At 69.1% G+C, this 24,670-nt stretch carries 22 protein-coding genes; 2 read left to right on the top strand and 20 right to left on the bottom strand.

Translation table 11 applies throughout. The features are described from left to right. The 6 genes from C2L80_RS00670 to C2L80_RS00640 all read right to left on the bottom strand — a co-directional run. The coding region (locus C2L80_RS00670) for a PSP1 domain-containing protein (protein WP_275668717.1) at window positions 1-1,026 on the bottom strand (1,026 nt) is incomplete at its 3' end. Between the two features lie 15 nt (window positions 1,027-1,041). Further along, the gene (locus tag C2L80_RS00665) at window positions 1,042-2,217 is read right to left on the bottom strand and encodes a DNA polymerase III subunit (RefSeq protein WP_420820248.1); all 1,176 of its coding nucleotides are present in this window, start codon (window positions 2,215-2,217) and stop codon (window positions 1,042-1,044) included. Beyond that, complete coding sequence (gene tmk / locus C2L80_RS00660) at window positions 2,217-2,945, bottom strand: dTMP kinase (protein ID WP_103262396.1); 729 nt, start codon at window positions 2,943-2,945, stop codon at window positions 2,217-2,219. Before tmk ends, C2L80_RS00665 begins: the two co-directional genes overlap by 1 nt. Before the next feature lie 42 nt (window positions 2,946-2,987). Continuing rightward, entirely contained in the window at window positions 2,988-4,448 is a 1,461-nt protein-coding gene (locus C2L80_RS14225) for a fumarate hydratase (protein ID WP_239938615.1), read from the bottom strand. Window positions 4,449-4,564: 116 nt separating this feature from the next. Continuing rightward, complete coding sequence (locus C2L80_RS00645; protein ID WP_103262395.1) at window positions 4,565-5,359, bottom strand: nitroreductase family protein; 795 nt, start codon at window positions 5,357-5,359, stop codon at window positions 4,565-4,567. Beyond that, complete coding sequence (locus C2L80_RS00640) at window positions 5,353-6,528, bottom strand: NAD(P)-dependent malic enzyme (RefSeq protein WP_103262394.1); 1,176 nt, start codon at window positions 6,526-6,528, stop codon at window positions 5,353-5,355. The genes C2L80_RS00645 and C2L80_RS00640 overlap by 7 nt, the downstream gene beginning before the upstream one ends. Before the next feature lie 132 nt (window positions 6,529-6,660). Between C2L80_RS00640 and C2L80_RS00635 the strand changes: the two genes are divergently transcribed. After that, window positions 6,661-7,125 (top strand): universal stress protein, encoded by a 465-nt coding sequence (locus C2L80_RS00635; protein ID WP_087195325.1) that lies wholly within the window; start codon window positions 6,661-6,663, stop codon window positions 7,123-7,125. On the opposite strand, the gene C2L80_RS00630 is transcribed toward C2L80_RS00635, so the two are convergent. The 12 genes from C2L80_RS00630 to C2L80_RS00570 all read right to left on the bottom strand — a co-directional run bounded on the left by C2L80_RS00630 (window position 7,122) and on the right by C2L80_RS00570 (window position 21,278). Then, window positions 7,122-8,708: a response regulator transcription factor gene (locus tag C2L80_RS00630; RefSeq protein ID WP_129589864.1), complete on the bottom strand. Its 1,587-nt coding sequence runs from the start codon at window positions 8,706-8,708 to the stop codon at window positions 7,122-7,124. The genes C2L80_RS00635 and C2L80_RS00630 overlap by 4 nt on opposite strands. A 160-nt stretch (window positions 8,709-8,868) precedes the next feature. Next, complete coding sequence (gene larAH6, locus C2L80_RS00625; protein WP_103262392.1) at window positions 8,869-10,119, bottom strand: nickel-dependent malate racemase, LarAH6 family; 1,251 nt, start codon at window positions 10,117-10,119, stop codon at window positions 8,869-8,871. A 42-nt stretch (window positions 10,120-10,161) separates the two neighbouring features. Beyond that, window positions 10,162-10,647 carry a hypothetical protein gene (locus C2L80_RS00620; RefSeq protein WP_103262391.1) on the bottom strand — a complete coding sequence of 162 codons (486 nt, stop codon included), beginning with the start codon at window positions 10,645-10,647 and terminating at the stop codon, window positions 10,162-10,164. Beyond that, complete coding sequence (locus C2L80_RS00615) at window positions 10,644-11,531, bottom strand: CoB--CoM heterodisulfide reductase iron-sulfur subunit B family protein (protein WP_103262390.1); 888 nt, start codon at window positions 11,529-11,531, stop codon at window positions 10,644-10,646. The genes C2L80_RS00620 and C2L80_RS00615 overlap by 4 nt, the downstream gene beginning before the upstream one ends. Before the next feature lies 1 nt (window position 11,532). Then, a complete protein-coding gene (locus C2L80_RS00610) occupies window positions 11,533-12,480 on the bottom strand; it encodes a succinate dehydrogenase/fumarate reductase iron-sulfur subunit (RefSeq protein ID WP_103262389.1) in 948 nt (315 codons plus the stop codon). Continuing rightward, window positions 12,480-14,189: an FAD-dependent oxidoreductase gene (locus C2L80_RS00605; protein ID WP_103262388.1), complete on the bottom strand. Its 1,710-nt coding sequence runs from the start codon at window positions 14,187-14,189 to the stop codon at window positions 12,480-12,482. The genes C2L80_RS00610 and C2L80_RS00605 overlap by 1 nt, the downstream gene beginning before the upstream one ends. Before the next feature lie 8 nt (window positions 14,190-14,197). Beyond that, window positions 14,198-14,758, bottom strand: a complete 561-nt coding sequence (locus tag C2L80_RS00600) for a Fe-S-containing hydro-lyase (protein WP_087195332.1) — start codon at window positions 14,756-14,758, stop codon at window positions 14,198-14,200. Window positions 14,759-14,812: 54 nt separating this feature from the next. Beyond that, the gene (locus C2L80_RS00595; RefSeq protein ID WP_087195333.1) at window positions 14,813-15,658 is read right to left on the bottom strand and encodes a fumarate hydratase; all 846 of its coding nucleotides are present in this window, start codon (window positions 15,656-15,658) and stop codon (window positions 14,813-14,815) included. Window positions 15,659-15,758: 100 nt separating this feature from the next. Next, window positions 15,759-17,237, bottom strand: a complete 1,479-nt coding sequence (locus C2L80_RS00590) for an anion permease (protein WP_087195334.1) — start codon at window positions 17,235-17,237, stop codon at window positions 15,759-15,761. Between the two features lie 550 nt (window positions 17,238-17,787). Beyond that, window positions 17,788-20,358: a DNA topoisomerase I gene (locus C2L80_RS00580; RefSeq protein WP_103262387.1), complete on the bottom strand. Its 2,571-nt coding sequence runs from the start codon at window positions 20,356-20,358 to the stop codon at window positions 17,788-17,790. Between the two features lie 346 nt (window positions 20,359-20,704). Further along, window positions 20,705-20,980 (bottom strand): helix-turn-helix domain-containing protein, encoded by a 276-nt coding sequence (locus C2L80_RS00575; protein ID WP_087195337.1) that lies wholly within the window; start codon window positions 20,978-20,980, stop codon window positions 20,705-20,707. Further along, complete coding sequence (locus C2L80_RS00570) at window positions 20,967-21,278, bottom strand: type II toxin-antitoxin system RelE/ParE family toxin (protein ID WP_224758749.1); 312 nt, start codon at window positions 21,276-21,278, stop codon at window positions 20,967-20,969. The genes C2L80_RS00575 and C2L80_RS00570 overlap by 14 nt, the downstream gene beginning before the upstream one ends. A gap of 526 nt (window positions 21,279-21,804) precedes the next feature. Here C2L80_RS00570 and C2L80_RS00565 point away from each other — a divergent pair. Next, window positions 21,805-22,278, top strand: coding sequence for a hypothetical protein (locus C2L80_RS00565; RefSeq protein WP_087195339.1), 474 nt, complete (start codon window positions 21,805-21,807; stop codon window positions 22,276-22,278). Window positions 22,279-22,436: 158 nt separating this feature from the next. Here the strand turns inward: C2L80_RS00565 and C2L80_RS00560 are convergent, their stop codons facing one another. Both C2L80_RS00560 and C2L80_RS00555 read right to left on the bottom strand, forming a co-directional pair. Beyond that, a complete protein-coding gene (locus C2L80_RS00560; RefSeq protein ID WP_103262385.1) occupies window positions 22,437-23,093 on the bottom strand; it encodes an amino acid ABC transporter permease in 657 nt (218 codons plus the stop codon). Then, entirely contained in the window at window positions 23,090-24,670 is a 1,581-nt protein-coding gene (locus tag C2L80_RS00555) for an amino acid ABC transporter permease (RefSeq protein ID WP_103262384.1), read from the bottom strand. The genes C2L80_RS00560 and C2L80_RS00555 overlap by 4 nt, the downstream gene beginning before the upstream one ends.

Genomic DNA, 24,670 nt, shown 5'->3' with positions numbered 1-24,670 from the left:
CCCCTCGCCCGCGCCGGAGCGTCCGTCGCGCGCCGGGGCGGCCGAGCGCTGCCCCCCGCGGCCCACCCTGCGCACCGCGCCCGGATCGGCCAGCTTGTCGGCGCCGGTCAGCTGCGAGGTGGCGAAGATGGAGCTCTCGCCCGCCGCTCCTGCGGCCGTGCGCGCGCTCGCAGCCTCCCACGCCTCCTCCCCCACCGCCTTCGGGCGCGCCGAGTCCTCCTCGGGCGGCTCGAAGTCGGCGAGCGGAACCTTCACGGGCTTCTCGCCCTCCACTTTGAGCGACACGGTCTCGCGCGGCACGTCGAGATCGACCACCTTCGCCGGGCCGGCGGGCGTGTCCACGGTCGAGTTCTGCTTGGGCGCGCGGCTCTTGAAGTCCTTGTACGCCTCGAACTCGTAGCGCAGACAGCACATGAGCCGCCCGCACACGCCCGATATCTTCTGGGGGTTGAGCGAGAGGTCCTGCTCCTTGGCCATGCGGATGGACACGGGGCAGAACTCGCCGCCCAGGCGCTTGCAGCACAGCTCCTGGCCGCAATGGCCGAGGCCGCCCACCATGCGCGCCTCGTCGCGCACACCGATCTGGCGCATGTCGATGCGCACGTGGAAGCGCGCCGCCAGCTTGCGCACGAGGTCGCGGAAGTCCACGCGCTCCTCGGCCTCGAAGTAGAACACCGCCTTGTCGCCGTCGAGCAGGTACTCCACCGACACCGGGCGCATGTCGGCCCCCGCCTCGGCGGCCATCTCCTTGAACACCGGCAGCGCCTCGCGCGACTTGCGCTCCATCTCGGCCGCCCGCCTTTCGTCCTCGGGCGTGGCGAGGCGCTTGACGGGCTTGAGCGGCGTCTTGAGCTTCTTCACCTTGGCCGCGTCGGCCTCGAACACCTCGCCCGCCGCGCGCCCGAACTCGGTTCCGCGGGCGGTGGACACCACGAGCCCGTCTCCGGCCTTGATGTCGAGCTCTCCGGCGTCGAACCAGAGCGTCTTGGGGTTGTAGTACAGGTTCACGGGAGCTATCCGAGCCATCGGGGCCCTCCTCGTCTATCTCGACCCGCGCGCAAGGGCGGGGGATTTCGCTTCGTACAGAAGGTCGCGCACCTCGATCAGAAGCGCGTCGACGCAGGTTTCCGGGGACACATTATACGAGATCGCCTCGTCGCAGCGGCGCACGGCCGCAAGCGCGGCGGCGACGCAGGCCTCGTCGGTCGAGGCGGCCGCCTCGCGGATGCCCGCGAGCGCGTCGGTGTTGATCACGAGCTCGGGCGCCTCGGCGCACACGGCCGCGACGTCGCGCAGCCACGAGCGCGCGATGGCGGCGAGCTGGCGCAGCGACTCGAGCGTCTTGGCCGTGAGCTGCCGTTTGTTGCGCGCCTCGATCTGGCGGATGGCCGACTTCGCCAAGAAGTCGGCGTTGTCGGCCAGCTCCTGCTCCTGCTCGGCGCGCACGACGTCGAGCGGGGCCTTGGCCAGCGTCAGAAGCTCGCCCGCGAAGCCCAGGAGATCCCAGTCGTCGGCGGAGCGCAGGCAGGCGAGCACCTCGAGCACGCGCGTCCGGAACGCCCGGCGCTCGTTGGAGCGGAGGAACTCCACCGCGCGCGTGATCGAGCCGTCGCACGCCGCGAGCGCCACGCGCGACAGCTCGGGAGAGGCGCCGGAGTTCTGCGCGATGATGCCCGCGGCCTCGGCGGGCGGGATGAAGCGGAACGGCACCACCTGGCAGCGCGACACGATGGTGGGCAGCACGCTCTCGCGCGTGCGGCCCAGAAGCACGAGCACCACGTCGGCCGGAGGCTCCTCGAGCGTCTTGAGGAAGGCGTTGGCGGCCTGCACGCCGAGCAGGTCCACCCTGTCGAGGATGTAGACCTTGCGCGCGGCCTGGATGGGCGAAAGCGCCGTGTCGGCCACGATGTCACGGATCTGATCGACGAGGTAGCCGCTCGCCCCCTCGGGCGAGAAGAAGCGCACGTCGGGGTGCTTGCGGCGCATGATGCGCCGGCAGGCGTCGCAGGCGCCGCACTCGCCGCCGCACGGCCCGCCGGGGCCCTTCGGGCAGAGGACGGCCTGGGCGAAGGCATAGGCGGCGAGCGTCTTGTTCGAGCCGGCGGGGCCCGTGAACAGGTAGGCGTGGCTCACCCTGTCCTGCGCCACGGCGGCGCGGAGGAGCTCGCGCACCTTCGGCTGGCCGAGGATGTTCTCGAACGCGTCGGACACGGGCATCACGCCCTCACCTTCGAGCGCTTCGCGTCGAGCCGCCCGAAAAAGGCGGGGTCGGCCTCGGCTAGGCCCTCCATCCACGGGAACAGGTCGGAAAGCTCGGCGAACACCGCGGCCGCGGTGCGCGACTTGCGCCTGTCCGACTCGACGACGCGCACGCGCTCGGGACAGGCGCGCGCGATCTCGAGGAACGCGTCGTTCACCTGGGCGTGGAACTCCTCGCCGGCGCGCTCGAGGCGGTCGGCCCCGCGATGCGTCGCGCGCGCGAGGCCCGTGCGCGCGTCGCCGCCGGCGACGAGCAGGATGGTGCGATCGGGCGCGACGCCCTGGCAGGCGAACGCGTTCGCCTCGTCGATAAACGCGCGGGACAGGCCGCGTCCGTAGCCCTGGTAGGCAACCGTGGAGTCCGTGAAGCGGTCGCAGAGCACCACCGCGCCGCGCTCGAGCGCAGGCTTCACCACCTCGGCGACGATCTGGGCGCGCGCCGCCTCGTAGAGCAGAAGCTCGGCCTCGTCGGACAGGGCGGTGTTGCGCGGGTCGAGCAGGACGCCGCGCAGCCGCTCGCCGATGTCGGTGCCGCCGGGCTCGCGCAGGCGCACAACCTCTCGTCCGCGCGCCTTGAGCGCCTCGGACAGAAATCGGATATGCGTCGTTTTGCCGGCGCCCTCGCCGCCTTCGAACGTGATGAAGATGCCGCGAGGGGCATCGGATTGCTGCTGGTCCTGTGTCACGGATGCCTCTTCGATCCTTCTCTCGGGAAACGGACGGACGGCTCACGCGAGCTCGTGCACGTCGGCGCCGCGCGCGTCGACGCCCACGAACACCGGGAAGTCCACGACCTCGATGCGGCGAAGCGCCTCCGTCCCCAGATCGTCGTACGCCACCGTCTCCGATGATGCCACGCACCGGGCCAGATACGCCGCCGCGCCGCCGCACGCCACGAAATAAACGGAACCCGTCTCGCGGCACGCCTCGCGCACCTCGCGCCCGCGGCGCCCCTTGCCCACCGTGGCCGCGACGCCCGCCCGGTAAAGCGCCGGAGCGGCGAAGTCCATGCGGCTCGCCGTCGTGGGGCCGATCGCCCCGAAGGGCCGTCCGGCCGCCGCGGGCGTCGGACCCGCGTAGAAGATCGTCTGGCCGTCGAGGCCGTACGGCAGCCGCCCGCCTCCTCGCGCAAGCTCGTCCACGAGGCGCACGTGGCCCGCGTCGCGCAGCGTGTACAGCACGCCGGTGAGCAAACACGCATCGCCCGCCTTGAGCTCGGCCATCCGCTCGCGGTCAAGCGGCAGGGAAAGGCGGATCCTCTCCTCCCCTCCGATGCGCCCGACGCGCTCCGGCGCGGACAGCGTCGCGCGCCCGGGCCCGCCGCCTTCGACAGCCGCCTCCCTCAAGTCGATGGTCGCCCTCCGCATCGCGCTGCATCCCATGTTGACGGCCAGCGGCAGCGCCGCGATGTGGCACGGCGCCGTGGCCACGCGCACGGAAAGCGCGGTCGTGCGACCACCCAGGCCCCCGGGGCCCACACCCGTGGCGTTCACGGCTGCGAGCAGCTCCTTTTCGAGCTCCGCGGCGCGCGGATCGGCCGCCGGCTCGCCCACGGGGCGCATGAGCGCCCGCTTCGCGAGGCCGGCCACCTTGTCGAACGTGCCCCCGACGCCGACGCCGATCACGAGCGGCGGGCACGCGTTCGCGCCCTTCTCGCGCACGCAGCGCACGACCTCGTCCACGACGCCTTGCATGCCCGCTCCCGGAGCGAGCATGACCACGCGGCTCGCGTTGTCCGACCCGCCGCCTTTGAGCATGACGTGCAGCCGCGCCGCGCCCGGCTCGTCCACGAAGCGGACCTCGCAGAACGCCGGGGTGTTGTCGGCTGTGTTCGCGCGGTCGAACGCGGCGTCGCGCACGACCGAGGCGCGCAGCCGCGCCTCGGCGCGGACGCTCGCCACGGCCCCGTCCACCTCGGAGAACACGTCGCCGCGCACGAGCACGTCCGGCCCCACCTCAAGGCACGCCCACACGGTGCCGGTGTCCTGGCAGACCGGCACGCGCTCGCGCGCGGCGATGCGGGCGTTCTCGACCAGCTGGTCGAGAACGACGCGCCCACGGGGATGGTCCTCCCGGTCGCGAGCCGCAACGAGCGCGGCCTCCACATCGGAGGGCAGCGCGCACGCAAGTCGCGGAACAGCCGCGCGCACCGCGTCCGCGACCTGTGATTTCGTGACGATGAATTCCATGCGGACGATTATACCGCAAGCGCGCCGCAGCGGCACGCACATGCGGCCCGCAAGGCTGCGGGCCGACCCGACCCGCCTTCGGCCCGCGCCACGCGCCGCCGCGGCCCCAGGCGCTTCTACCTCACCACGAAGTCTCCGGGCTTGCGCGGGGCCGTGCGCGCGTAGGAGACGGCCGGATACCCCAGCAGCATGCACACCTGCAGCGGCCTCTCGTCGGCTCCGACGAACGCCCGCGCCTGCGGGATAGCCTCGACCGCGCGGCAGAGGTAGCCGTTGTAGAGCGCGCCCAGCCCCGCAGACGCGGCCACCAGCTCCATGCTCTGCGCCGCGAGGCCCGCGTCGTCGGCGCGCTCGGCGGCCACGAACAGCGCCGCAGGGGCGTTGCGGAACAGGAAGTCGCGCGCAGGATCGCGTCGCACGTCGCGCGCGAACGACCGGTAGGGCCCCGTCCAGCGCGGCGCCTCGGACGCCGGCAGCTCGAGCAGCCCGTCGATGCCGTCCCACACGATGCGCTTCAGCTCCTCGAGCCCGTCCTGCACGACGATGAAGCGGCACCCCTGCGCGTTCTTCGCCGTGGCCGTGTAGCGGCCCGCCTCGAGCACGAGCGAGAGCGCCTCGTCGCCCACCCGCCGCGGAAGGTAGTCGCGCACGCTGCGCCGCGACTTGATGGCGCGCAGGAGCGCGGCCGCGTCGATCGTCTCGGCCGCGGGCGCGGCGGGCTCCACGTCGGCCATGTCGAGGCAGGGGATGGACACCGCCTCCTCCGGGCACACGGCCACGCAGTGCCCGCACAGGATGCAGCGCCCCCGCACGCGCGCGACGCCCGCCTCCACCCGCAGGTTCGAGCCCACGCAGTCCGCCGCGCACCTGCCGCAGCCGACGCAGCGGCCCTCGTCCACCTCGATCAGCACGGCCGGCCCTCGCGCTCGCGGGCGGCGCAGTCCCTCACGGCCTTCGCCACGCGCTCCACGGTGCGCGGGTCGAACGGCTCGGGCATGATGAAGTCCTCGCTCAGCTCCTCGTCGGACACGAGGTCGGCCAGCGCCTGGGCGGCTGCGAGCTTCATCTCCTCCGTGATGCGGCGCGCGCGGCCCTCGAGCGCGCCCTTGAAGATGCCGGGGAACGCCACCACGTTGTTGATCTGGTTCGGGAAGTCCGAGCGACCCGTGCCCACCACGCGCGCGCCGGCGGCCTTGGCCTCGTCGGGGTAGATCTCCGGCTCGGGATTGGCCATGGCGAAGATGACGGCGTCGTCGTTCATCGAGCGCACCATGTCGGCGCTCACGATGCCGGGAGCGGACACGCCCACGAGCACGTCGGCGCCTACGAGCGCGTCGGCCAGCCCGCCCTCGACGTCGTCGAGGTTCGTCACCGCGAGCATGGCTCGCTGGGCCTCGTTGATGCCTTCGGAGCGCGAGCTGACGATGCCGCAGCGGTCCACGAGGGTCAAATGCCGGAACCCGTAGCTGAGCAGGAGCTTCGCGATGGCGATGCCGGCCGAGCCCGCGCCGTTGACCACCACGCGGCACTCCTCCTTGCGCTTGCCAACCAAACGCAGCGCGTTGATGACGCCGGAGAGCACCACGATGGCGGTGCCGTGCTGATCGTCGTGGAACACGGGGATGTCGAGCGCCTCGACGAGGCGGCGCTCCACCTCGAAGCAGCGCGGCGCCGAGATGTCCTCCAGGTTGATGCCTCCGAACGCGGGCGCGATGCGGATCACCGTCTCCACGATCTCGTCCACATCCTGCGTGTCCAGGCAGACGGGCACCGCGTTCACCCCTCCGAACGCCTTGAACAGCGCGCACTTGCCCTCCATGACGGGCAGGGCGGCGAGCGGCCCGATGTTGCCCAAGCCCAAAACGGCGCTGCCGTCGCTCACCACGGCCACCGTGTTCGCCTTCATCGTGTAGGCGTAGGCCGCATCCGGATCGTCCGCGATCGCCCGGCAGGGCTCGGCCACGCCGGGGGTGTAGGCGAGCGCCAGGTCCTCGCGGGTGGCTATCCTCATCTTGGGGACGGTCTCCAGCTTGCCGCGCCATTGGCGGTGCAGGCGCAGCGGCTCTTCTTTGTTCTCCATCGTCCATCCTCGCAGTCGGTTCGGTCATTCCACGCAATTATATACCTGTCCGCACGATTACGCCCCTCGGGGGCGTATCGCCGAAAGGGCGCGCATGGTAAACCGTGATGCGGGAACCGAGGAGAGGAGCGAATGATGGACACCGAAGGACAGCGCATCTTCGCAGCGCTCGACGAGACGCCGGCGAGCGAAGCCGTCGCCCGCACCGCGCTCGCGCTGGCCGAAAGGGACAAAGGGCGCCTGCTGTTCGGCCATGTCGCAGACGCCCTTCCCCGCGAGGCGACGATGGGCGACCTCGAGGCGCTTCGCCGCTCGGCGAAAGAGCGCCTCGAACGCAACTTGGCGAACGTGCTGAAAGACGCCCGGGAAAGCAAGGGGATCGCGTCGTTCGAGCTGGCCGTCGAGGCGGGACCCGCCGTTCGGACGGTGGTGGAGTCGCTCATGCTGCCGTTCGAGCCCGACCTGGTCGTGTGCGGACGATGCAGGACCGCCCGACTGCGCTGCCGCGTCGCCACGGGCGTGGGAGCCGCCCTCCTTCGCGCCGCCCCCTGCAACGTCCTGGTCGTCGACGCGTCCCGCAGCGGACGGAGGGCCTAGGACAGCTGGCGGGCCTCCTCGACGATGCTGATGACGTCCTGGCGGCTGTGGGCGTCGAGCTTGGTGTACATGTGGCGTATGTGCATCTTGAGCGTATTGCGGGAAATGCACAGCGTCTCGCCCATGTAGGGCATGTCGCGGCCCCGCGCCATCAGCTCGAGCACCTCGCGCTCGCGCGCGGTCAGACGGTACATGTCGGCGACGGCGTCGCACGGCTCGACCCAGTAGCGCCGGTCGATGTCGGCCTCGCTCTCCGAGCGCGACGCGTCCGCGAACTCTCCCTGGCCGCCTTCCGCGTCCTGCGAAGCGGGGCCGCTCGCACCGCACGCGTCGGCGTCGGCGACGGGCGGCGACAGGAACGGGACCTGCAGCTGGGGAGAGAAGCCCAGCTGCGCCACGAGCAGCAGCACGTACACGAGCACCACCACAAGGCCGCTCGCATGCAGCGTGTCCTGAAGCGACGAGCCCAAGATCAGGCCGACGCCCATCACCACCGCCGTGCCCGCAAGATGGCCGACCACCGCCACCAGGCGCGCCGCGGCCGCCGCGACGAACGCGTCCGTGCTGTTGCGGGCGACCCAGACCACAAGCGACCACATGACCACCTCGAACAGCGCAGTGCCCAGGCCGCACAGCACCCCGGAGGCCCCCGGCGCGGCCACGGACAGCACCGGCTGCAAAAGGATGCCCGCCGTGGCGAACAGAAGCGCCCCGTAGAACACGTGCTCGGTGCGCAGACCCTTCCACAGAAGCGCGACGGCCAAAAGCGCGACGAGGGCGACGAGCGACGCGGGGTCGGCATGGGGGTCGCCCACCGCGGAGGCGCCAACCTCGAGGCCGTTGCGCAGAAAGCCCAGCATCATGGCCGACAGCACGATGGCGACCGCGTACCCGGGCGTGAGCACCTTCGACAGCGGACGCTTCACCACGCCAGGCGCGGCGAACGCGGCCCCGAGCGCGCCGGGAGGCACGCGCCGCGAGGCCGTCCGAGGGGAAAGCTCCGTCCCCGTCATGCACAGGGCGACAGAGCACACGAGCAGAAGGCCCGCAGCGCCCACGGTCCCGACGGTTCCCAGAAGCTGCGCCACGCCCGCCTGCGACAGCGTCGAGTACAGCGCGAAGGCGCCGAGCATGCCCAGGGCGCACGCGCGCATCACGGCGGTTCGGTCGAGCAGCGCGAAAGCGCACGCAAGCCAAACGCTCACCGGCGCGCCGACGAACTTGGTGAGCGAAAGCCCCGCCAAACCGGCCAGCCGCCGATCGACGCAGTCGGCCGGAAGCTGCGGCATCACCGCCAAGACGACGAGCGCGCCCGCGGCGAACAGCGCCAAGCCGAGCGCCGAGCACGCCCCCAGAAACAGGCGCACGTCCACGCGGCGGCGCACGATCCGGCACGCGACGGCGAACAGGACGACGTACATGAGCAGCGAGCAGATGCGCATGGACAGAACCGGGCTTTCCAGCCCGCTCGCCTCGAGCACCTCCCTGTCGCCCAGCCAGATGCCCCCGAACATGCATGACAACCCGACTGCGGAGCACGAGAACGCCACCCTCTGCCCGCGACGCGCAGCTTCGTCGGCCATCAGCGCCCTCCCTCGCCTTCGCGCGCCGCGCGCGCATCGATCGCAGTACAGCATCCGTTCCCCTTCCGTGAGCGGGCGCGGATCCGATCGCGCGCCCGCACGACCCGCCCGCGCCAGCCCTTCCGGGCATCGCCGAAAAGGCTGGCGCGGCGGCCTTTCGCTATTCGGCCAACTTCGGCAGCGTGGAGCCGCCGTAGGGCATGACGAGCACGCTGGCGTCCGGCCCCATCTTCTCCATGGCAGCCGCGTAGGCGTCGGACAGCGTCGAGAACGGGGTGAAGAACAGATCGCTCGCCAGCCCCGGATCCAAATCCGACACGAGGTAGACGTCAGCATGCTCCATGACCATGGCGATGGCCGCCGCCTTGTGGCCCCCCAGCTTGAAGTCCGCCTGCACCCAATCGATAAGGTCGCGGGGCCTTTTCGCGCGTGTCATCCAGTCCTCGAAGGTCTTGTTGCCCAGGCCTTCGGCGCATGAGCCCACGAGGACGACCACGCCGCCCTCGGCCACGACGTGCTTGGCGTTGTCGAGGGCCTTCTGGGTTTGGTAGAGGTTGAGGTCCTTCGGCGCGCCGCCCTGGGACACGATGACGACGTCGGCGCGGCGGGGCACCTCCACGCGGTACAGGGAATCGAGGAAGCGGCATCCCTCGCGATGGGCCCGCACGAGATCGCCGGCCACCGCCTTGACGATCCGCTTGCGCTCGTCGAGCACGACGTTCAGCAAAAAGTCGCAGCCCACCATGGCCGCCGCCTCCTCGATGTCCTGGCGCACCGGGTTGTCGTCCAGGTTTCCGGCGCAGGAGCGCGGATCGACCATCTTCGTGTGGTTGGCCTGGATGGCCTCGCGCGTGGACACTCCCGGCATGAGGGCCTTCGCCCCGCCCGAGTACCCGGCGAAGTAGTGGTACTCGATGTTGCCCAGGCAGATGCGGCGGTCGGCATCGGCCACGACGTCCACGATGTCCACGGGCGTGCCGGCTTTCGTCTTTCCCACGTGCACGCACGACGAAGGGTCGCCGTCGATGCAGCGGATCTCGCGCCAGGCGCGCTCGCCCGCCAGATGGCGCCGCTCCTCTTCGGTGTGGAAGCGGTGGCTGCCCAAGGCGAACACGAGCGTGATATCGGCGGGATCGACGCCGGCGGCGTAGAGCTCGTCCAGGAGCGCCGGCATGACGGCGTAGGTGGGAAACGGGCGCGTGATGTCGCTTGTGACGACGGCGATCCGCTCGCCCGGCCGCACGATGTTGCGCAGCCGGGGCGTGCCGATGGGGTTCTCGAGCGCCCGGATCACCTCGTCGACGCCCGTCAGATCGTGTTCGACGCGGTTGGGCGCGAGCACCCCCATGAGGTTGCCGTCGGGCACCTCGACGGACTGCGTGCCGCTCCCGAATCCGACTTCGATGAACATCGTTCACTCCTTTCGTTTCGCGCGAGACCGGCCCTCGTCGGATCAACCGCCGCTCGCCAGGAGCTTCATGGCGGCCTGCTCGGCTGCGTGCCGGTATTCGGAAACCCTCATGCATTCTTCGAACTGGGCGACGACCTCGGGAAAATCCTCCAAGTGCGCCCTCCATCCCGCACCGCCCTCGCCCACTTCCGCGCGCCCGGCAACCACCCGGGCCCACCGCCCGTCCCCGTCGGCTTGGAAATAGCCCGTGACGGCGGCGGCCCCGAGGGGGAACGGCTCGTCGGACGCGTACAGGGTGCCGGCCACGGACGCCTCGTCGGCCAGGGCGTCGTGCATCCAGTCCTCGTCCGAGGGCACGGCGTACCAAGCGGAGCCAGGGCGGCCCACGAGCCTCATCCTCTGCTCGAGCACGAGCTCCCCGTCGAGGGAGCCGGCCGCGACGGCGTCCGCGACCGGCTCCCCCTCCTCCTCCATGCGGCGGCGAAGCTCCTCGATGCGCTCGAGCGCGTCGGCCGGAACGTCGCTCATGTCAGCTTCCTCTCCAGCATGGGCGCGGCCTTCACCACGTGGCGGTCGATGGCCATCTCCTTCGGCGTGAAGCCGAGCGCCAGCCCCACGAGCTGAGGCAGGTGCAAGACGGGCATGGTGATGTCCGCGTCGAAGCGCTTCTGGGAGTCGGCCTGCCACATGTCGATGGCCATATGGCACAGCGGGCAGGGCGTGACCAGACAGTCGGCCCCCGCCGCACGCGCCGTGAGGCAGCTCACCCCGTTGGAGGCGAGCGCCTCGCATTCCGCCGGGTAGATGGCGTGGAACCCGCAGCACGCCAAGCGCTGCTCGAAGTCCACGTTGCGCGCGCCCAGCGCCTCGGCGAGCATCTCCATGGAGCGGGGGTTGCGCGGGTTCTCGAAGCCCATGACGTCGGGTGGCATGAGGATGTGGCACCCGTAGAAGTTGGCCACGCTCAGGTTCGAGAGGGGCCTCTTCACGCGCTTCTTGAGGTTGTCGAGCCCGTAGTCCTGCACAAGGGCCCACAGGTAGTGGGTGATCTCGCAGGTGCCCTCGTATCTCAGCCCCATAGGGACGAGCGCCTCGTTCACCTTGGCGCGCAGCGCCTCGTCCTCGTCGAGGCGCTTCTTGGCCGTGCGCAGCATGAGCGTGCAGGTGTTGCACACGGTGAGCATCTTGTCGAAGCCCGCCTTTTCGGCGAGCGCTATGTTGCGCGCGTTGATGGCGACGCCCAGAAAGTCGTCGATGTCTTGGATCTGGGCGGCGCCGCAGCACGTCCATCCGGGCACTTCCGCAAGCTCGATGCCGAGGGCCTTGCAGGTCTTTTCCGTGGACACTTTCAGCTCGCCGGCCGCCGACTCGAGCGTGCATCCCGGGAAGAACGCGTAGCGAAGCTTCGCCATGCTAGACCTCCTTTTCCATCTTCTGCGAGAACTCATAGAGCTTGCGCACGCTCTCGATCCCCGGCACCGGCTTGGGGGCGTGCAGCGGGTTCATCTTGCCGGCCGCCACCATGCGGATCGCGAAGGGCATGCGGTTGGCGACGGTCTTTCCCAGCCCCTCGGTGCGCAAAGCGAGCATCGTCTCGTTCAGAAGGCCGGTTGCGCGCACGTCGTCGTAGAACGAGAACGCGTGGCGCGCGCCCTCGCTCTTCGTCTCGCCGAGGGCGATGGCTCGACGGCGCAGGTACGACACCTCGTCGGCCACAGGTATCTTCTTCGGGCATTTCGAAGAGCACTGCTCGCAGTGGATGCACTTCCACAGGTTGTTCTTCAGCGCGGCCAAGACGCGCTTGCCGCGCTCGCCGTCGCGCGAGTCGCGCTCGAAGCGGTAGGCCTTGTTCATCATGGCCGGCGGCAGGTACGTGCCGTCGTCGTAGGCGAGCTCGCGGCACTCCGATACGCACACGCCGCACAGGATGCAGTCGGCGGGCTTGGCTATCTTGTGGAAGTCGGCCTCGGACTGCAGGTGGTCGCGCCGCTCCTTCGACGGGCACAGCCAGGCATCCACCTTGCGCATGCCCTTCTCGACCGGGGCGAAGTCCACCACGAGGTCGCGGACGACCGGGAAGTGGTTGAGCGGCTCCAGGTACAGCGTCGTGGTCTGGTAGGTGTCCAGAAGCGCGTCGAGCTGCGTCTCGCAGGCGAGAAACGCGCTGCCGTTCACCTGCACGGCGCAGCTGCCGCAGATGGCGGCGCGGCAGTTGCTCGTGAAGTTCAAGGTGGGGTCCTGCTCCTCGCGGATCTTCGTGAGGCACCCCAGAAGCGTGCTCGTCTCGCGGGGAAGGCGGTACTCCTGGTTCCAGGTCCGCTCCCCGTCGAAGCGCTTGATGTTGAAGGTGATCGTTTCCATCAGTACTTCCTCTCCTGCGGCTGGAACTTCGTGACGGCCACGGGTCGGTAGCCGATCTTGAAGGCGCCGCCGTCGAGGCTCACGAGCGTGTGCTTGAGGAAGTTCGCGTCATCGCGGGATGGGCAGTCCTGCCGCGAGTGCGCCCCGCGCGTCTCGGTGCGCGCGCGGGCGCCCATGACCACGGTCTTGGCCAGCTGCAGCACGTTTCCCACCTCGACGTAGTTCATGAACGCGGTGTTGTAGCGCCGCGACCCGTCGCCGATGACCGCGCCGCGGTAGGCCTCCAGGCACTCGTCCACCACCTGCTCGGCTTCCTCCATGGAAGAGCCGTCGCGGAAGATGCCCACGCCATCCCACATGGCCTTGGCCATGCGGTCGCGGATGCCGTACAGGCTCGCCCCCTCGCGCTTGGAGCGCAAAGAGTCGAAGCGCTCGTTCCAACGGGCCTCGAGCTCCTCCAGGCGGTCGGTAGCCCCCAGCTGCCGCCGATGGGCCGTCTGCACCGCCGCCTTGCCGGCCTGGGTGCCGAAGAACACGACCTCGGAGACCGAGTTGCCACCGAGACGGTTCGCACCGTGCACCGAGATGCAGCTGCATTCGCCGGCGGCGTGCAGTCCGTCGATGGCCGTGCCGCACGTCTTGTAATCGACCACGTCGATGCCGCCCATCATGTAGTGGTTCGACGGGCGGATGGGCACGGGCTCTTCGATCATGTCGACGCCCTCGAAGTTCATGGCGAGCTCGCGCACCTGCGGAAGGCGCTCGAGGATCTTCTCGGCCCCGAGGTGGCGCAGATCGATGAGCACGTAGCTCTTCATGCCCTCGCCGAACCCGCGCCCTTCCTTGATCTCCGTCTCGATTGAGCGAGACACGAGGTCGCGCGGCCCGAGCTCCATCTTGTCGGGCGCGTAGCGCTCCATGAAGCGCTCGCCTTTGTTGTTGACGAGGATGCCGCCCTCGCCGCGCGCCGCCTCGGAAAGCAGCACGCCCGTGGAGGCCAGCCCGGTGGGATGAAACTGCACGAACTCGGGATCCTTCACGGGGATGCCCGCGCGCAGGCACGCCGCCACGCCGTCGCCGGTCATGTTCGTGGCGTTCGTGGTGCGCGTCCAGTAGACGCGGCCGAACCCGCCCGAGGCGATGACCACCGCGCGGGCGCGGAACGACACGATCTCGCCGTTCCGCAGGTCGATGGCCACGATCCCCTGCAGCTGGCCGTCTACGGCCGCGATGTCGAGCAGGTTGAACTCCTCGAGGAAATGCACGCCGTTCTTCACGCAGGTCTCGTACAGGGCATGCAGCACCACGTGCCCCGTCTTGTCGGCCGAGTAGCAGCACCGCGGGCTCGACGCGCCGCCGAACGGGCGCTGGGCGATGCGGCCCTGCTCGTCGCGCGAGTAGGGCACGCCCATCGACTCGAGCTCCAGCACAAGCTCCGGCATACCGGACACGAAGAACTCGACGGCATCCTGGTCGGCCAGGTAATCGCTGCCCTTGACCGTGTCGAAGAAGTGGCTTTCCACGGTGTCCTCGGGGTCGCGGTACGCGAGCGCCGCGTTCATGCCGCCCTGCGCGGCTCCGGTGTGGGAGCGGGTGGGGAACACCTTGGATAGGACGGCCACGCTCAGCGAGGGGTCCTTGCTGGCGTTGAGGGCGGCCGCCATGCCGGCGCCTCCCGCCCCCACGATGACGATGTCGTACGTTTGCATCCCGTCCCCTATTCGGCGATCTTGTACTGCTCGACGCCCTGCTCGTAGAGGTTGTTGCCCTCGGAGTCGATGGCGACGATGCAAGGGTAGTTCTCCACGCGCAGACGGCGGACGGCCTCGGGACCCAAGTCGTCGAACGCCACGACCTCGCACTCCTTGACGCTGTCGGCGATGAGCGCCGCCGCACCGCCGATGGCCGCGAAGTACACCACGTTGTTCTTCACCATGGCGTCGACGACCTCCTTGGAGCGCGGCCCCTTGCCGATCATGCCCTTGAGCCCCTGCTCCATCATCGCGGGCGAGTACGCGTCCATGCGCCCGGACGTCGTGGGGCCGCACGATCCGATGACGCGGCCGGGCTTGGCGGGCGTGGGGCCGGCGTAGTAGATGACCTGGCCCTGGAAGTCCACGGGCAGCTGCTCGCCCTTCTCTATCATCTCCACCATGATCTTGTGGGCCGCATCCCGTCCGGTGTAGATGACGCCCGAGACGTTGACCATGTCGCCGCACTTGAGCGACCTCACCACGTCGTCGGTGAGCGGAGTGACGACTTGCTTTGCTTCAGCCATGATTTCTCTCCTCTTGTTCGAGCTTGTTCGGAAACCTCGTCGTGCGCGCCGCGCCTACAGCACGACCTCCTTGTGGCGCGCGGCATGGCAGTTGAGCGTGACGGCCACGGGCATCGTGGCGATGTGGGTGGGATACGTCTCGATCTGCACCGCGAGCGCCGTGTTGCGCCCGCCGAAGCCCTGCGGCCCCACGCCCGACTTGTTGATCTCCCTCAGAAGGTCGCGCTCGAGCTCGGCGTATGCGGGATCGGGGTTCGGAGCGCCGGCTTCGCGGCGCAGCGCCACCTTCGACAGCAGCATGGCCTTGTCGGCGTTGCCGCCGATGCCCACGCCCACGATGGTCGGCGGGCAGGGGTTGCCGCCGGCGTTCACCACCGCGTCGACGATGAAGCGCTTCACGCCCTCCAGGCCGTCGGCCGGCTTGAGCATCTTGAGCTTGCTCATGTTCTCGCTGCCCGCGCCCTTCGGCATGATGGTGATGCGCAGCTCGTCGCCTTCGACGAGCGTCGTGTACACGATGGCCGGCGTGTTGTCGCCCGCGTTCTTGCGGTTGAAGACAGGGTCTATCACGGTTGACTTGCGCAGGTACCCGTCGACGTAGCCTTCGGACACGCCCTTGTTGATGGCGTCCTCCAGAAGACCGCCTGTAATGTGCACGTCCTGGCCGATCTCGACGAACGCGATGACCATGCCGGTGTCCTGGCACATGGGCGCCTCGTTCTCGCGAGCGATCTTCACGTTGCGGCACACCTTCTCCATGGCGTACTTGCCGAAGTCCGACTCTTCGGTCTGCGCGGCGTGAACGATGAGCTTCTCCACGTCCACCGGCAAGTCGCACGCGGCCTCGATGCACAGGCGCTTCACTTCCGAAGCGATCCGCTCGACGTTGATTTCCTTCATGCCTCTCTCCTTCTCTCCGCTGATTCACCAGATAGCCTACAGCCGAGCCGGACGGGGCCCTTTCGCCCGGGCCCCGTCCGACCCTCGCGCCGCTAGGCCGCTACCAAAGGCCGAGCACCTTCCACCAGACGCCGCCGATGAGCATCCAGATGACGATGTTGACCACCGACACGACGAACCCGGTCGACCACCACTTGCCTTGCGACACGTAGCCCGCCCCGAAGAAGATGGGGGCAGGGCCGCACGCATAGTGCGTGAGCGCGCCGTTCAGGTTGCTGAAGAAGCCCAGGATGAGCGCCGCCAGCATGGGAGGCGCGCCCGCGGCCACGGCCACGGTCAAGAAGGCCGCGTACATGGCGGTGACGTGTGCCGTCTGGCTGGCAAACAGGTAGTGCGCGAAGTAGTACACAAGCCCCAGGACGAGCAGGGTGACGATCCAGTTCAAGCCGCCCACCAAGCCGCCCATGAGGTCGCCGAACCACGGGATCATGCCGAGGGTGTTCAGCTGCCCCGCCATCATCACCAGCGCGGAGAACCACACGAGCGTGTCCCACGCGCCCTTCTCGCTTTTGACGTCGTCCCACGTGAGCACGCCCGAGAGCAGCAGCACGCCCAGGCCGATGAAGCCCGTGGCCGTGGCGTCGAGGTCGATGCTCGATCCCGCGATCCACAGCACGAGGATGAGGATGAACACGACGATCATCTTCTTCTCGGGCAGGGTCATGGGGCCCATCTCGGCCAGCTTGCCCTTGGCCATGTCGGACGCGTCGGGGGTCTCCTTGACCTCGGGCGTGCTGAGGCGGTAGATCACCATCGGCACGACGATAAGCGAGATGATGCCGGGAACGATGGATGCCATGATCCAGCCCACCCAGGTGATCTCGATGCCCGCCGCCTCAGCCGCCAACTGGACGATCAGCGGGTTGGCCGCCATCGACGTCATGAACATGGCCGACGTGACCATGTCAACCTGGTAGGCCGTCAAGTGCAGAAACGAGCCGATGCGGTTCGCGGTGCCGTCGTCGGGACGCGACTTGAACGTGTTCGACAGCGACTGCACGAGCGGGAACACGATGCCGCCGGCGCGGGCGGTGTTCGAGGGCATCGCCGGAGCGAGCACGAGGTCGGTCGCCGTCAGGGCGTAGGACAGCCCGAGCGTCTTCTTGCCGAACTTCTCCACGAACAGGTAGGCGATGCGCGATCCCAGCCCCGTCTTGATGAAGCCGCGCGAGATGAAGAAGGCGATGACGATGAGCCAGATCGTGGAATTCGAGAACCCGGACAGCCCATCGGACAGCGACGTGACGCCGGTGAGCACGCACAGGGCGATGGCCACGATGGCGATGGCCCCCATGGGCATCGGCTTGATGATGAGCGCCACGATGGTCGCCACGAAGATGGCGAACATGTGCCACGCCTGCGCCTCCAAGCCCGCGGGTGCGGGGATGAACCAGATGACGATGCCGACGAGCGCGGCGGCGATCAGCTTGACCCAATTCACCTCCTTCTTCGGCTCCCCTTTCTTCTGTTTGGCCTTCGCTGCGGCGGTTCTTCGGCCAAACGATTGCGTTTCTGCCATGGGCTCTCTCCTCTCTCCTCGGGTACGCAGCGCCTTCCATCATGCGTGTCGCCAGAGAGAAGCGTCTACACCCCCGAGTGGCGTTTTGTGCGTTTTGCCTGATGGAATGGGGTGTGATCAGCAAAGGGAGCGAAGACGGGAAAGGAAGGAGCGAAGGTTCGGCGAACGAGGCGCGCGATGCGAGACGGGCCGCGAGCGGTCTGGAGGGGCCGGCGGGCGGCATGCCGGACGGCACGTCGACGGGCGCCGCGAGCAAGGGCGCGGCAGCGACGTACGACAGACGGGGAAGCGCGCGCCGGAAGGCCCGAGAAGAGGCGAAGGGAGGAGACGAACGCGGCACGAGCGGCGAAAGCGACGGCGAGAGAGGGACGCTCCCGCCGATCCGGCAGGCCTCCGTTCGGCCAACGCGCCGGCGAGCGGACTCGCGCGGGCGCGAAGGAGAGGAGGAGAAAGGGCGGAGGCATCCGAGAAGAGAGCGGCCCGGCGCGGCGAAAAGCCGCGACCGGGCCGAGGACGAACAGAAGGGCCAAGCGGACGACGGAGGGAGGGGCTAGGATTTCCGGGAAGCCGCCTTGCCCGACGCTTTCCGCGCCCCCTTCGCAGGCGCCTTCTTGGTCGAGGCCGCGCGTCCGCCGCGCGCGGGCGCCTTCCCGCCGGCCTTCCCCTCGCCGTCCTGCTCTTTGCCGGGGCAGTCGAAGTTGGGGCAGAGCCTCCACGGCCCGCGCGCGGTGGTGACGACCACGATCGGCGCGCCGCAGTGCTCGCACACCTCCCCCGTGGCCTCGAGCTTGCCGTACTGGGGCAACGGGTAGCCCGTGCCGCATTCGTCGTAGTTCTCGCAATGGATGAAGCGCTTCAGGGTGCGAGGGTTCTTCTGAGCGACGAGGCTCGCCTTCTTGCCGGCGGCTTTGCACGCCGGGCACTCGCCCACCACCACGTCGGGCTCCTTGTTCGTCGCGCAGTTCGGGTCGATGCAGACGGTGCGCGGCTTGCTCCGAAACGCCGTCACCTTCACCTGCGGCATGCCGCAGACGGGGCACTTCTCGGGCACGGCCTCCACCTTGCCTTTCGGCAGCGGGTAGGTGACGTCGCAGTCGGGCCAGCCGGCGCAGCCGATGAACATGCCGCGCGTCTTCTGGCTCGCGCGCAGCTGCAGATCCTTGCCGCATTTCGGACACGGGCCCACGTAGGCGTCGGCGGCTACGGCGTCGGCGAGCGCGTCTTTGACCTCCTCGGAGTGCGGCAGCAAGCTGGCCAGCTGCTCGGCGAGCAGGTTGCGCGAGGTGGACACCACCGCGTCTTTGGTCGTGCGGCCCTCGGCGATGTTGTCCATCTCCTCTTCCAGCTCGGCCGTCATCTCGGGATGCGTGATGTGCGGCGCGAACTTGTCGAGCGCGTCGCACACCGCCATGCCAAGCTGCGAGGGCTCGATGGGGTCGTTCTGGATGTACTTCACCGTGTAGAGGCGCTCGATGATGGCGTGGCGCGTGGACTTCGTGCCGAGGCCGAGCTTCTCCATCTCTTGGATGAGCTTGCCCTGGCTGTAGCGCGCAGGCGGCTCGGTCTGCTTCTTCGCGCAGGCAGCGCCGTTGAACGCGATGCGCGCGCCCTCCGAGAGCGCGGGCAGCTGCTCGTCCTTCTTGAGGCCGTAGGGGTAGATGGCGCGGAAGCCCGGCTTCACGAGCACGTCGCCCTTCGCCACGAACAGCTCGCCGTTCACGTCGAGCGACACCTTCGTGCCCTCCACGACGGCCGCCTCGGAAAGCGTGGCCAGGAAGCGGCGCGCGACGAGGTTGTACAGCTTGTAGTCGGCGGGCGCCAGATCGTCGGGCGTGGCCTTGGCCGTGGGGTAGATGGGCGGGTGGTCCGTCGTCTCCTTCTTGCCGCGCGTAGCGGTGAGCTTGCCTTTCGCCAACAGTTCCTTGCAGTACGGCGCGTAGGCCGGGTTGCCGGAGATGGCGCGCACCGTCTCGGCAAGATCGAGCGACGAGGGGTAGACGGTGTTGTCCACGCGCGGATAGGAGATGTAGCCGTCCATGTACAGGCTCTCGGCGATGCGCATCGTGCGCGCGGGGGAAAGCCCCTCGGCCGAGGCGGCCGCCATGAGCGAGGTGGTGTTGAACGGGGCGGGCGGGGCCACCGTGCGCTTCCTCTTCTCGATGGAGCTCACCGTGGCGCTGGCCGCGCCCTCCACGCGCGCCATCGCGGCGGCGGCCTCGGCCTCCTTCTTGAAGCGGGCCGTGGCGTGCGGCGCCTCGAACGCGCCGGGGCCCTCGCCGGACGTGGGGCCCGTCCGCGCGTCGGCGTCGAACGCGCCCTTGATCACCCAGTAGTCCTCCGGCTTGAACGCCAGCCGCTCGCGCTCGCGCGCCACGATGAGCGCGAGCGTGGGCGTCTGCACGCGGCCCGAGCTGCGCACGTTGCCGTAGCCGGCGAACTTCACGAGCGTGAGGTAGCGCGTGAGCACCGCGCCCCAGATCAGATCGATGTCCTGGCGCGACGCGCCGGCAGAGGCCAGGTTGTCGTCCACGGCCACGAGGTTGCCGAACGCGTGCGCGATCTCCTCTTTCGTGAACGCGGAGTACCGCGCGCGGGACACCGGCGCCTTCGGGTTCACCTCCCGGATGCAGGAGAGCGCGTCCGAGCCGATGAGCTCGCCTTCCCGGTCGAAGTCGGTGGCGATGACCACGGAGTCGGCCTTCTTCGCGAGGTTCTTGAGGGAGCGGATGATCTCCTTTTCCTTCGGCAGCTTCTTGATGGGAGCGTACACGAGATAGGGCAGCGCGTCCATCTTCCACGACTTGAGCTCCACGCCGTCCTCGGTGAAGGGCTTCTTCTTTTTGAACGGGGGCTTCGGCAGCACGTCGGGCAGCTCGGCGGGATACGTCTCGCCCTCCTCGGTGACGCCCTGCCAGCCGCCGCGCTTCTTGTACACCATCGCCGGCGTGAAATCGGGCTCGAGGATGTGGCCGCGCAGACCGATGGTCACCCATTCCTCGCCGTCCACCTCGAAGCGGTACACGGGCGTGGAGTACACCTTGTCCGCCTTCGGCTTCTTCGCGCCCAAAAGATCGGCGATCTTCTGCGCCGCGTCGTTCTTCTCGGTTACCACCAGCTTCACGCGGTTCCCTCCTGTCTTTCCGGCCGCCTCCCGCGGCCCGTCTTCGTTCACACGGCTGCCCCGATGGTTTATTAACGTGTGCGGGGATGACGCGCTTCGGCGCGCTCGCCGCGCCGTCTGCGCGCGGCAGACGTAAGCATACACGATTTTGGCCGGAAGCGGCGCAGAATCGGCGCGACCCGGAAAGACGCGGGGACAAGGGGCGAGGACAAGGGATGCCTTGCAGAGGCGACGGAATGTCCCGCGCCGGGCCGGACGCGCGAGGGCGTCCCCGCACGGCTCGGCTCTGACCGCGCAAGAAACCGCGCGGTGGCTCCGTCTGAGCAGGTCGCGCGAAGGCGCGGCGTCACACGAACGAGATGCGCAGCTCCTTTCCCATGCCCTCGGCGAGCTGCTTGAGCGTTTTGAGCGTGGGGTTCGCGTTGCCCGACTCGATGCGGGCGAGGGCGCTTTGCCTCATGCCGCAGCGCTCGGCGAGCTCCCGCTGCGTGAGGTTCCCTTCGGCGCGCGCCGTGATGAGCGCGTCGATGATGTCGTATTCCGGCTGCAGAGCCCGGTACGCCGCAGCGTACTCGGGATCCTTCGCCATCTGCTCCTCATGGTATTTGTCAAGATCGTCCATGGCCGAACCGCTCCTCCCAATCAGCTTTATACCTCAGCGCGCGCCTCAGCTCCGAGCGAGGCGTCTTCTGGCTCTTCTTCACGAACCCGCTCAGCACCACGATCCGACGACCGGCGAAGAAAAAGAAGAACACCCGAACGGCACCGTTCGCCTGCCGCACGCGAAGCTCGAACAGCCCTTCGCCCATAGACTTCGAATGCGGCTCGCGCAGCAAGTTCGCGTTGCTCCGCAATGCCCTGATATCGCGCACCGTCTTGGCCCGCATCTTCGATTCCAGACCGTCCAGAAAGCCGTCCATGGGACGCGTTCCGTCGGCCTTCCGGTAGAACACCACTTCGAACTCCATGCCTCCCCCGTATCTGGGGCCCTGCCAGTTTATAACATATTTGTTATAAATGCAAGGATCCGCCCGCTCGTCCGCATGCATCCAGCATAGCGGGCGAACCTTGCGCGGGCATGGCGCGCGTCCAGCGAAAGCTCCACCCGACCTTGCGCGTGCCCGATGCGCAGGACGCGCGCTCCGAGCGCCGCGCCGACGCGCCGCTTCCGCGCTTCAAACGCGAATCGAACGCCCTTCCAACATGAGCCCCGCACAGGCTCGCGAGGCGGCACCCCCGCCGGCCCCATCGCTTCCGGAGATCGGATGGCGGTTTCGTAACCGTCCGCTGAAGATGCCGAGGGCGTTTTGTGAAGCGGCGTGTTCTCGGGTAGGCTGATGGGAGGGAACGCCGCCGAAAGGCCCCACGTTCGCAGCATCGACGCAGCACCGACGCGCACGCGGCGGCCTCCCAGAGAAAGGCCCGAACCGGAAAGGAGAGGCCACCATGGGAAAGGCACTCAAAACGCTCCTCGCACTCGCCGTCATCGCCGCCGTCGCAGGAGCGGGCGCATTCGCCCTGTCGGAGCGGGGCATGCTGCCCGGCGCGCTGTCGGACGCCGCCGAGGAGGCGAAGGCGACCGCGACGAACGCCGCCCTCGACATGAGCGGCCTGAAGGACCGGGTGAGGGACACCCTGGAGGCGAACCGGGACGGCATCGCCCAAGCCACCGGGCTTTCGGGCGCCGAGTTCGACGCCGCCATCGACGGGCTCGCCATCGACAGCTGGAAGGCCGCCCCGCTGCCCGCCGACGCGCAGCCCGCCGCCACCTACGACGGAGCCTTCGCCGGCGTCGAGGGCGCCGTCACCACCTACGACGATCCCGGCTACGTCACCGTGGAGGCCTACGGCCAAACGGTCACGTTCCAGGTGCCCGAGAGCGCGCAAGCCTACCTCCCCTACCTCGCGTCCGCGCAGTGACGGCGCGTCGCCCTCCCCGATGCCGCAAGCGGCTTCGAAGGAAAGAGGGAGCCACCCGAAGACGCCCCGAAGCAGCCGCCGCGCGACAGGAGCCGGGATGCCGCAACGAAGCGGTCGCGATCCGCGCTCTTCGCGCCGCGGCCGAACGCGCGGCGCGCTCAGCGCGCGCCTCTCAGCCTCCGCTGGTAGGCGCGCACGATCTGCGAGAGCGCGAAGCACACGGCGAAGTAGATCACGGCCATGATGGCGAAGATGGCGAATATCTGCGCGGTGGAGTTGTAGCTGTTCATGAGGATCATGCCACGGCCCATCAGCTCCTGCAGCGCCATGGCGCCCCAGAGGTAGCTCGTGTCCTTGATGGTGGTCACGAACTGGGAGAGCAGCGCGGGCACCATGTTGCGCAGTGCCTGCGGAAGGACGATCTGAACGTAGGTCTGCGCCGTGCCGAAGCCCTGAGAGCGGGCGGCCTCGTACTGCCCATGCGGCACGCTCGCCAGGCCGCCGCGCACGATCTCGGCCACGCTCGCACTGGTGAACAGGGTGAACGCGAGCACGGCCGCGCCGATGGGCGGCAGCTGTGCCACGAAGAACGTGAACATGATCCACAGCAGAAGCGGGGTGTTCTTGAACAGCTCGATGTAAGCCGCGGCGACGGCGCGCAGCGCGCGGCTGCCCGAGGTGCGCATGATCGACACCACGGTGCCCAGCACGATCGAGCACGCGATGGAAAGCGCCGAGATGAGCAGCGTCATCCCGAGGCCCTGCAGGAGAAACCGCATGTTCACCCAGGTGAAAAGCTCGGCGACCCCGCTCATCGATCCTCCTTTCCCCGGCTCGCGCCCTCGGCCTCGCGCGCGGCGCGATCCGCCTCGCGCTCGGCACGCGCAGCCTCCTCTTCCAGTTCGGCCTCGTCGGATCCAGCCGTTTCGGGCCCGCCCGTCCGCGCGGCCGCATCGCCTTCCCGCCAGCGCTCTGCGCGCTCGCGCCGATACGCCGCGCCCTCGGCCTCTGCATCGAGGGCGGCCTCGTCGAGCGGCGCCCCTGCACGACCGGACCGCGCGGCCGCGGCGTCGGATCCGGGCGCGCCGACGTTGTCGAGGAACGCGTCTTCGGCAAGGCGTGCCTCGGCGACCCGGTCGGCGCGGCGGCGCGCCTCGCTGCTGATGCGGTCGCTCGCAGCCGTCTCGGCGCGCGAGGCGAGCACCTCGTCGGCCTGGGCTGAGCGCGAGCCGGCCCTCTCCCCGAAGTCGCGCGCTCCCTCCGCGGCGGCGTCGGACGTTGCGGGCTCGGCGGCGTTCGCCGATCCCGCAGCCCCTTCGAGACCCCGGCGCGCGGCCACGCGCCGCTCGAGCCGTCGGTGCGCCTTCACGCGGCCGGCCTTCGTGCGCATGACGCGCGCGGCGCACGCCGCGTCGCCGCCGCATTCCTCGGCGATCTCCTGGGCGATCTCGCGCCCGATCTCGTCGGCGATCTCGGCCGCCACGCGCCCGGTGAACGCCTGCTCCATCGGCCCGCGCCCGTCCGGCGCCTCGCCCAGCACATGCAGCGGGTGGCGCGGCGAGGGAGCACGGCGCGCAGGCGCGATGTCCACCGTCTCGAACATGGTGCCCACGCCGCCGGCCAGCGCCTCGGCGGCGGCGCGCCCCGTGATGTCGTGCGTGCCCGGCGTGACCTCGAGGGGATCCTCGCCCAGCTCCTCGGTCGCATCGCCCGTCGCCAGATGGCGATGCGCCCGCGTGCGCCGCTCGAGGTAGAGCGCCAAGCGCGACAAGGGGAAGCAGACGGCGAAGTACAGAAGCGCCGCCACCACGTACACGGGCCCGTAGTAGCTCGTCGCCCCCGCGAACGAGTTCGAGAAGTACATGAGCTCGCCGCCCGCGATGAGCGCGAGCACCGACGTGTTCTTCACGAGGTTGGCCGCCTGAACGGCCAAAGGGGGCATGATGATGCGCAGCGCCTGGGGCAAGACGATGACGAACATGGTCTGCCAGTACGAGAACCCCTGGCTTTTCGCGGCCTCGAACTGCCCGCGATGGATGGATCCGACGCCGCTGCGCACCACTTCGGAGATGTAGCCGCCATGGTAGACGCCGATGGCCAGCACCCCGATCCAGAACGCCGCAAGCGACAGCCCCAGAAGCGGGAACACGGCGTAGAGCACGAACACCTGCAAAAGCAAAGGGACGTTCTGCACGATCTCCACGTACACGCGCACAACGCCGCGCAGCACCGCGATGCGCGACACCGACAGCACGCCGAACAGGATGCCGAGCGCAAGCGCGATGACGAGCGCGAGCACCGAGATGCCCACCGTGGTGCCGAACGCCGAAAGGATGTCGGGCCAACGCTCGAGCAGGGCCTGCCATTTGTAGGGAGCGAAGACGTCGAGCAC

It is taken from the genome of Rubneribacter badeniensis, from assembly GCF_002899695.1.
GTDB lineage: Bacteria > Actinomycetota > Coriobacteriia > Coriobacteriales > Eggerthellaceae > Rubneribacter > Rubneribacter badeniensis.
Note: the sequence above shows the minus strand (reverse complement) of the source record. Positions and strands in the feature narration are given on the sequence as shown.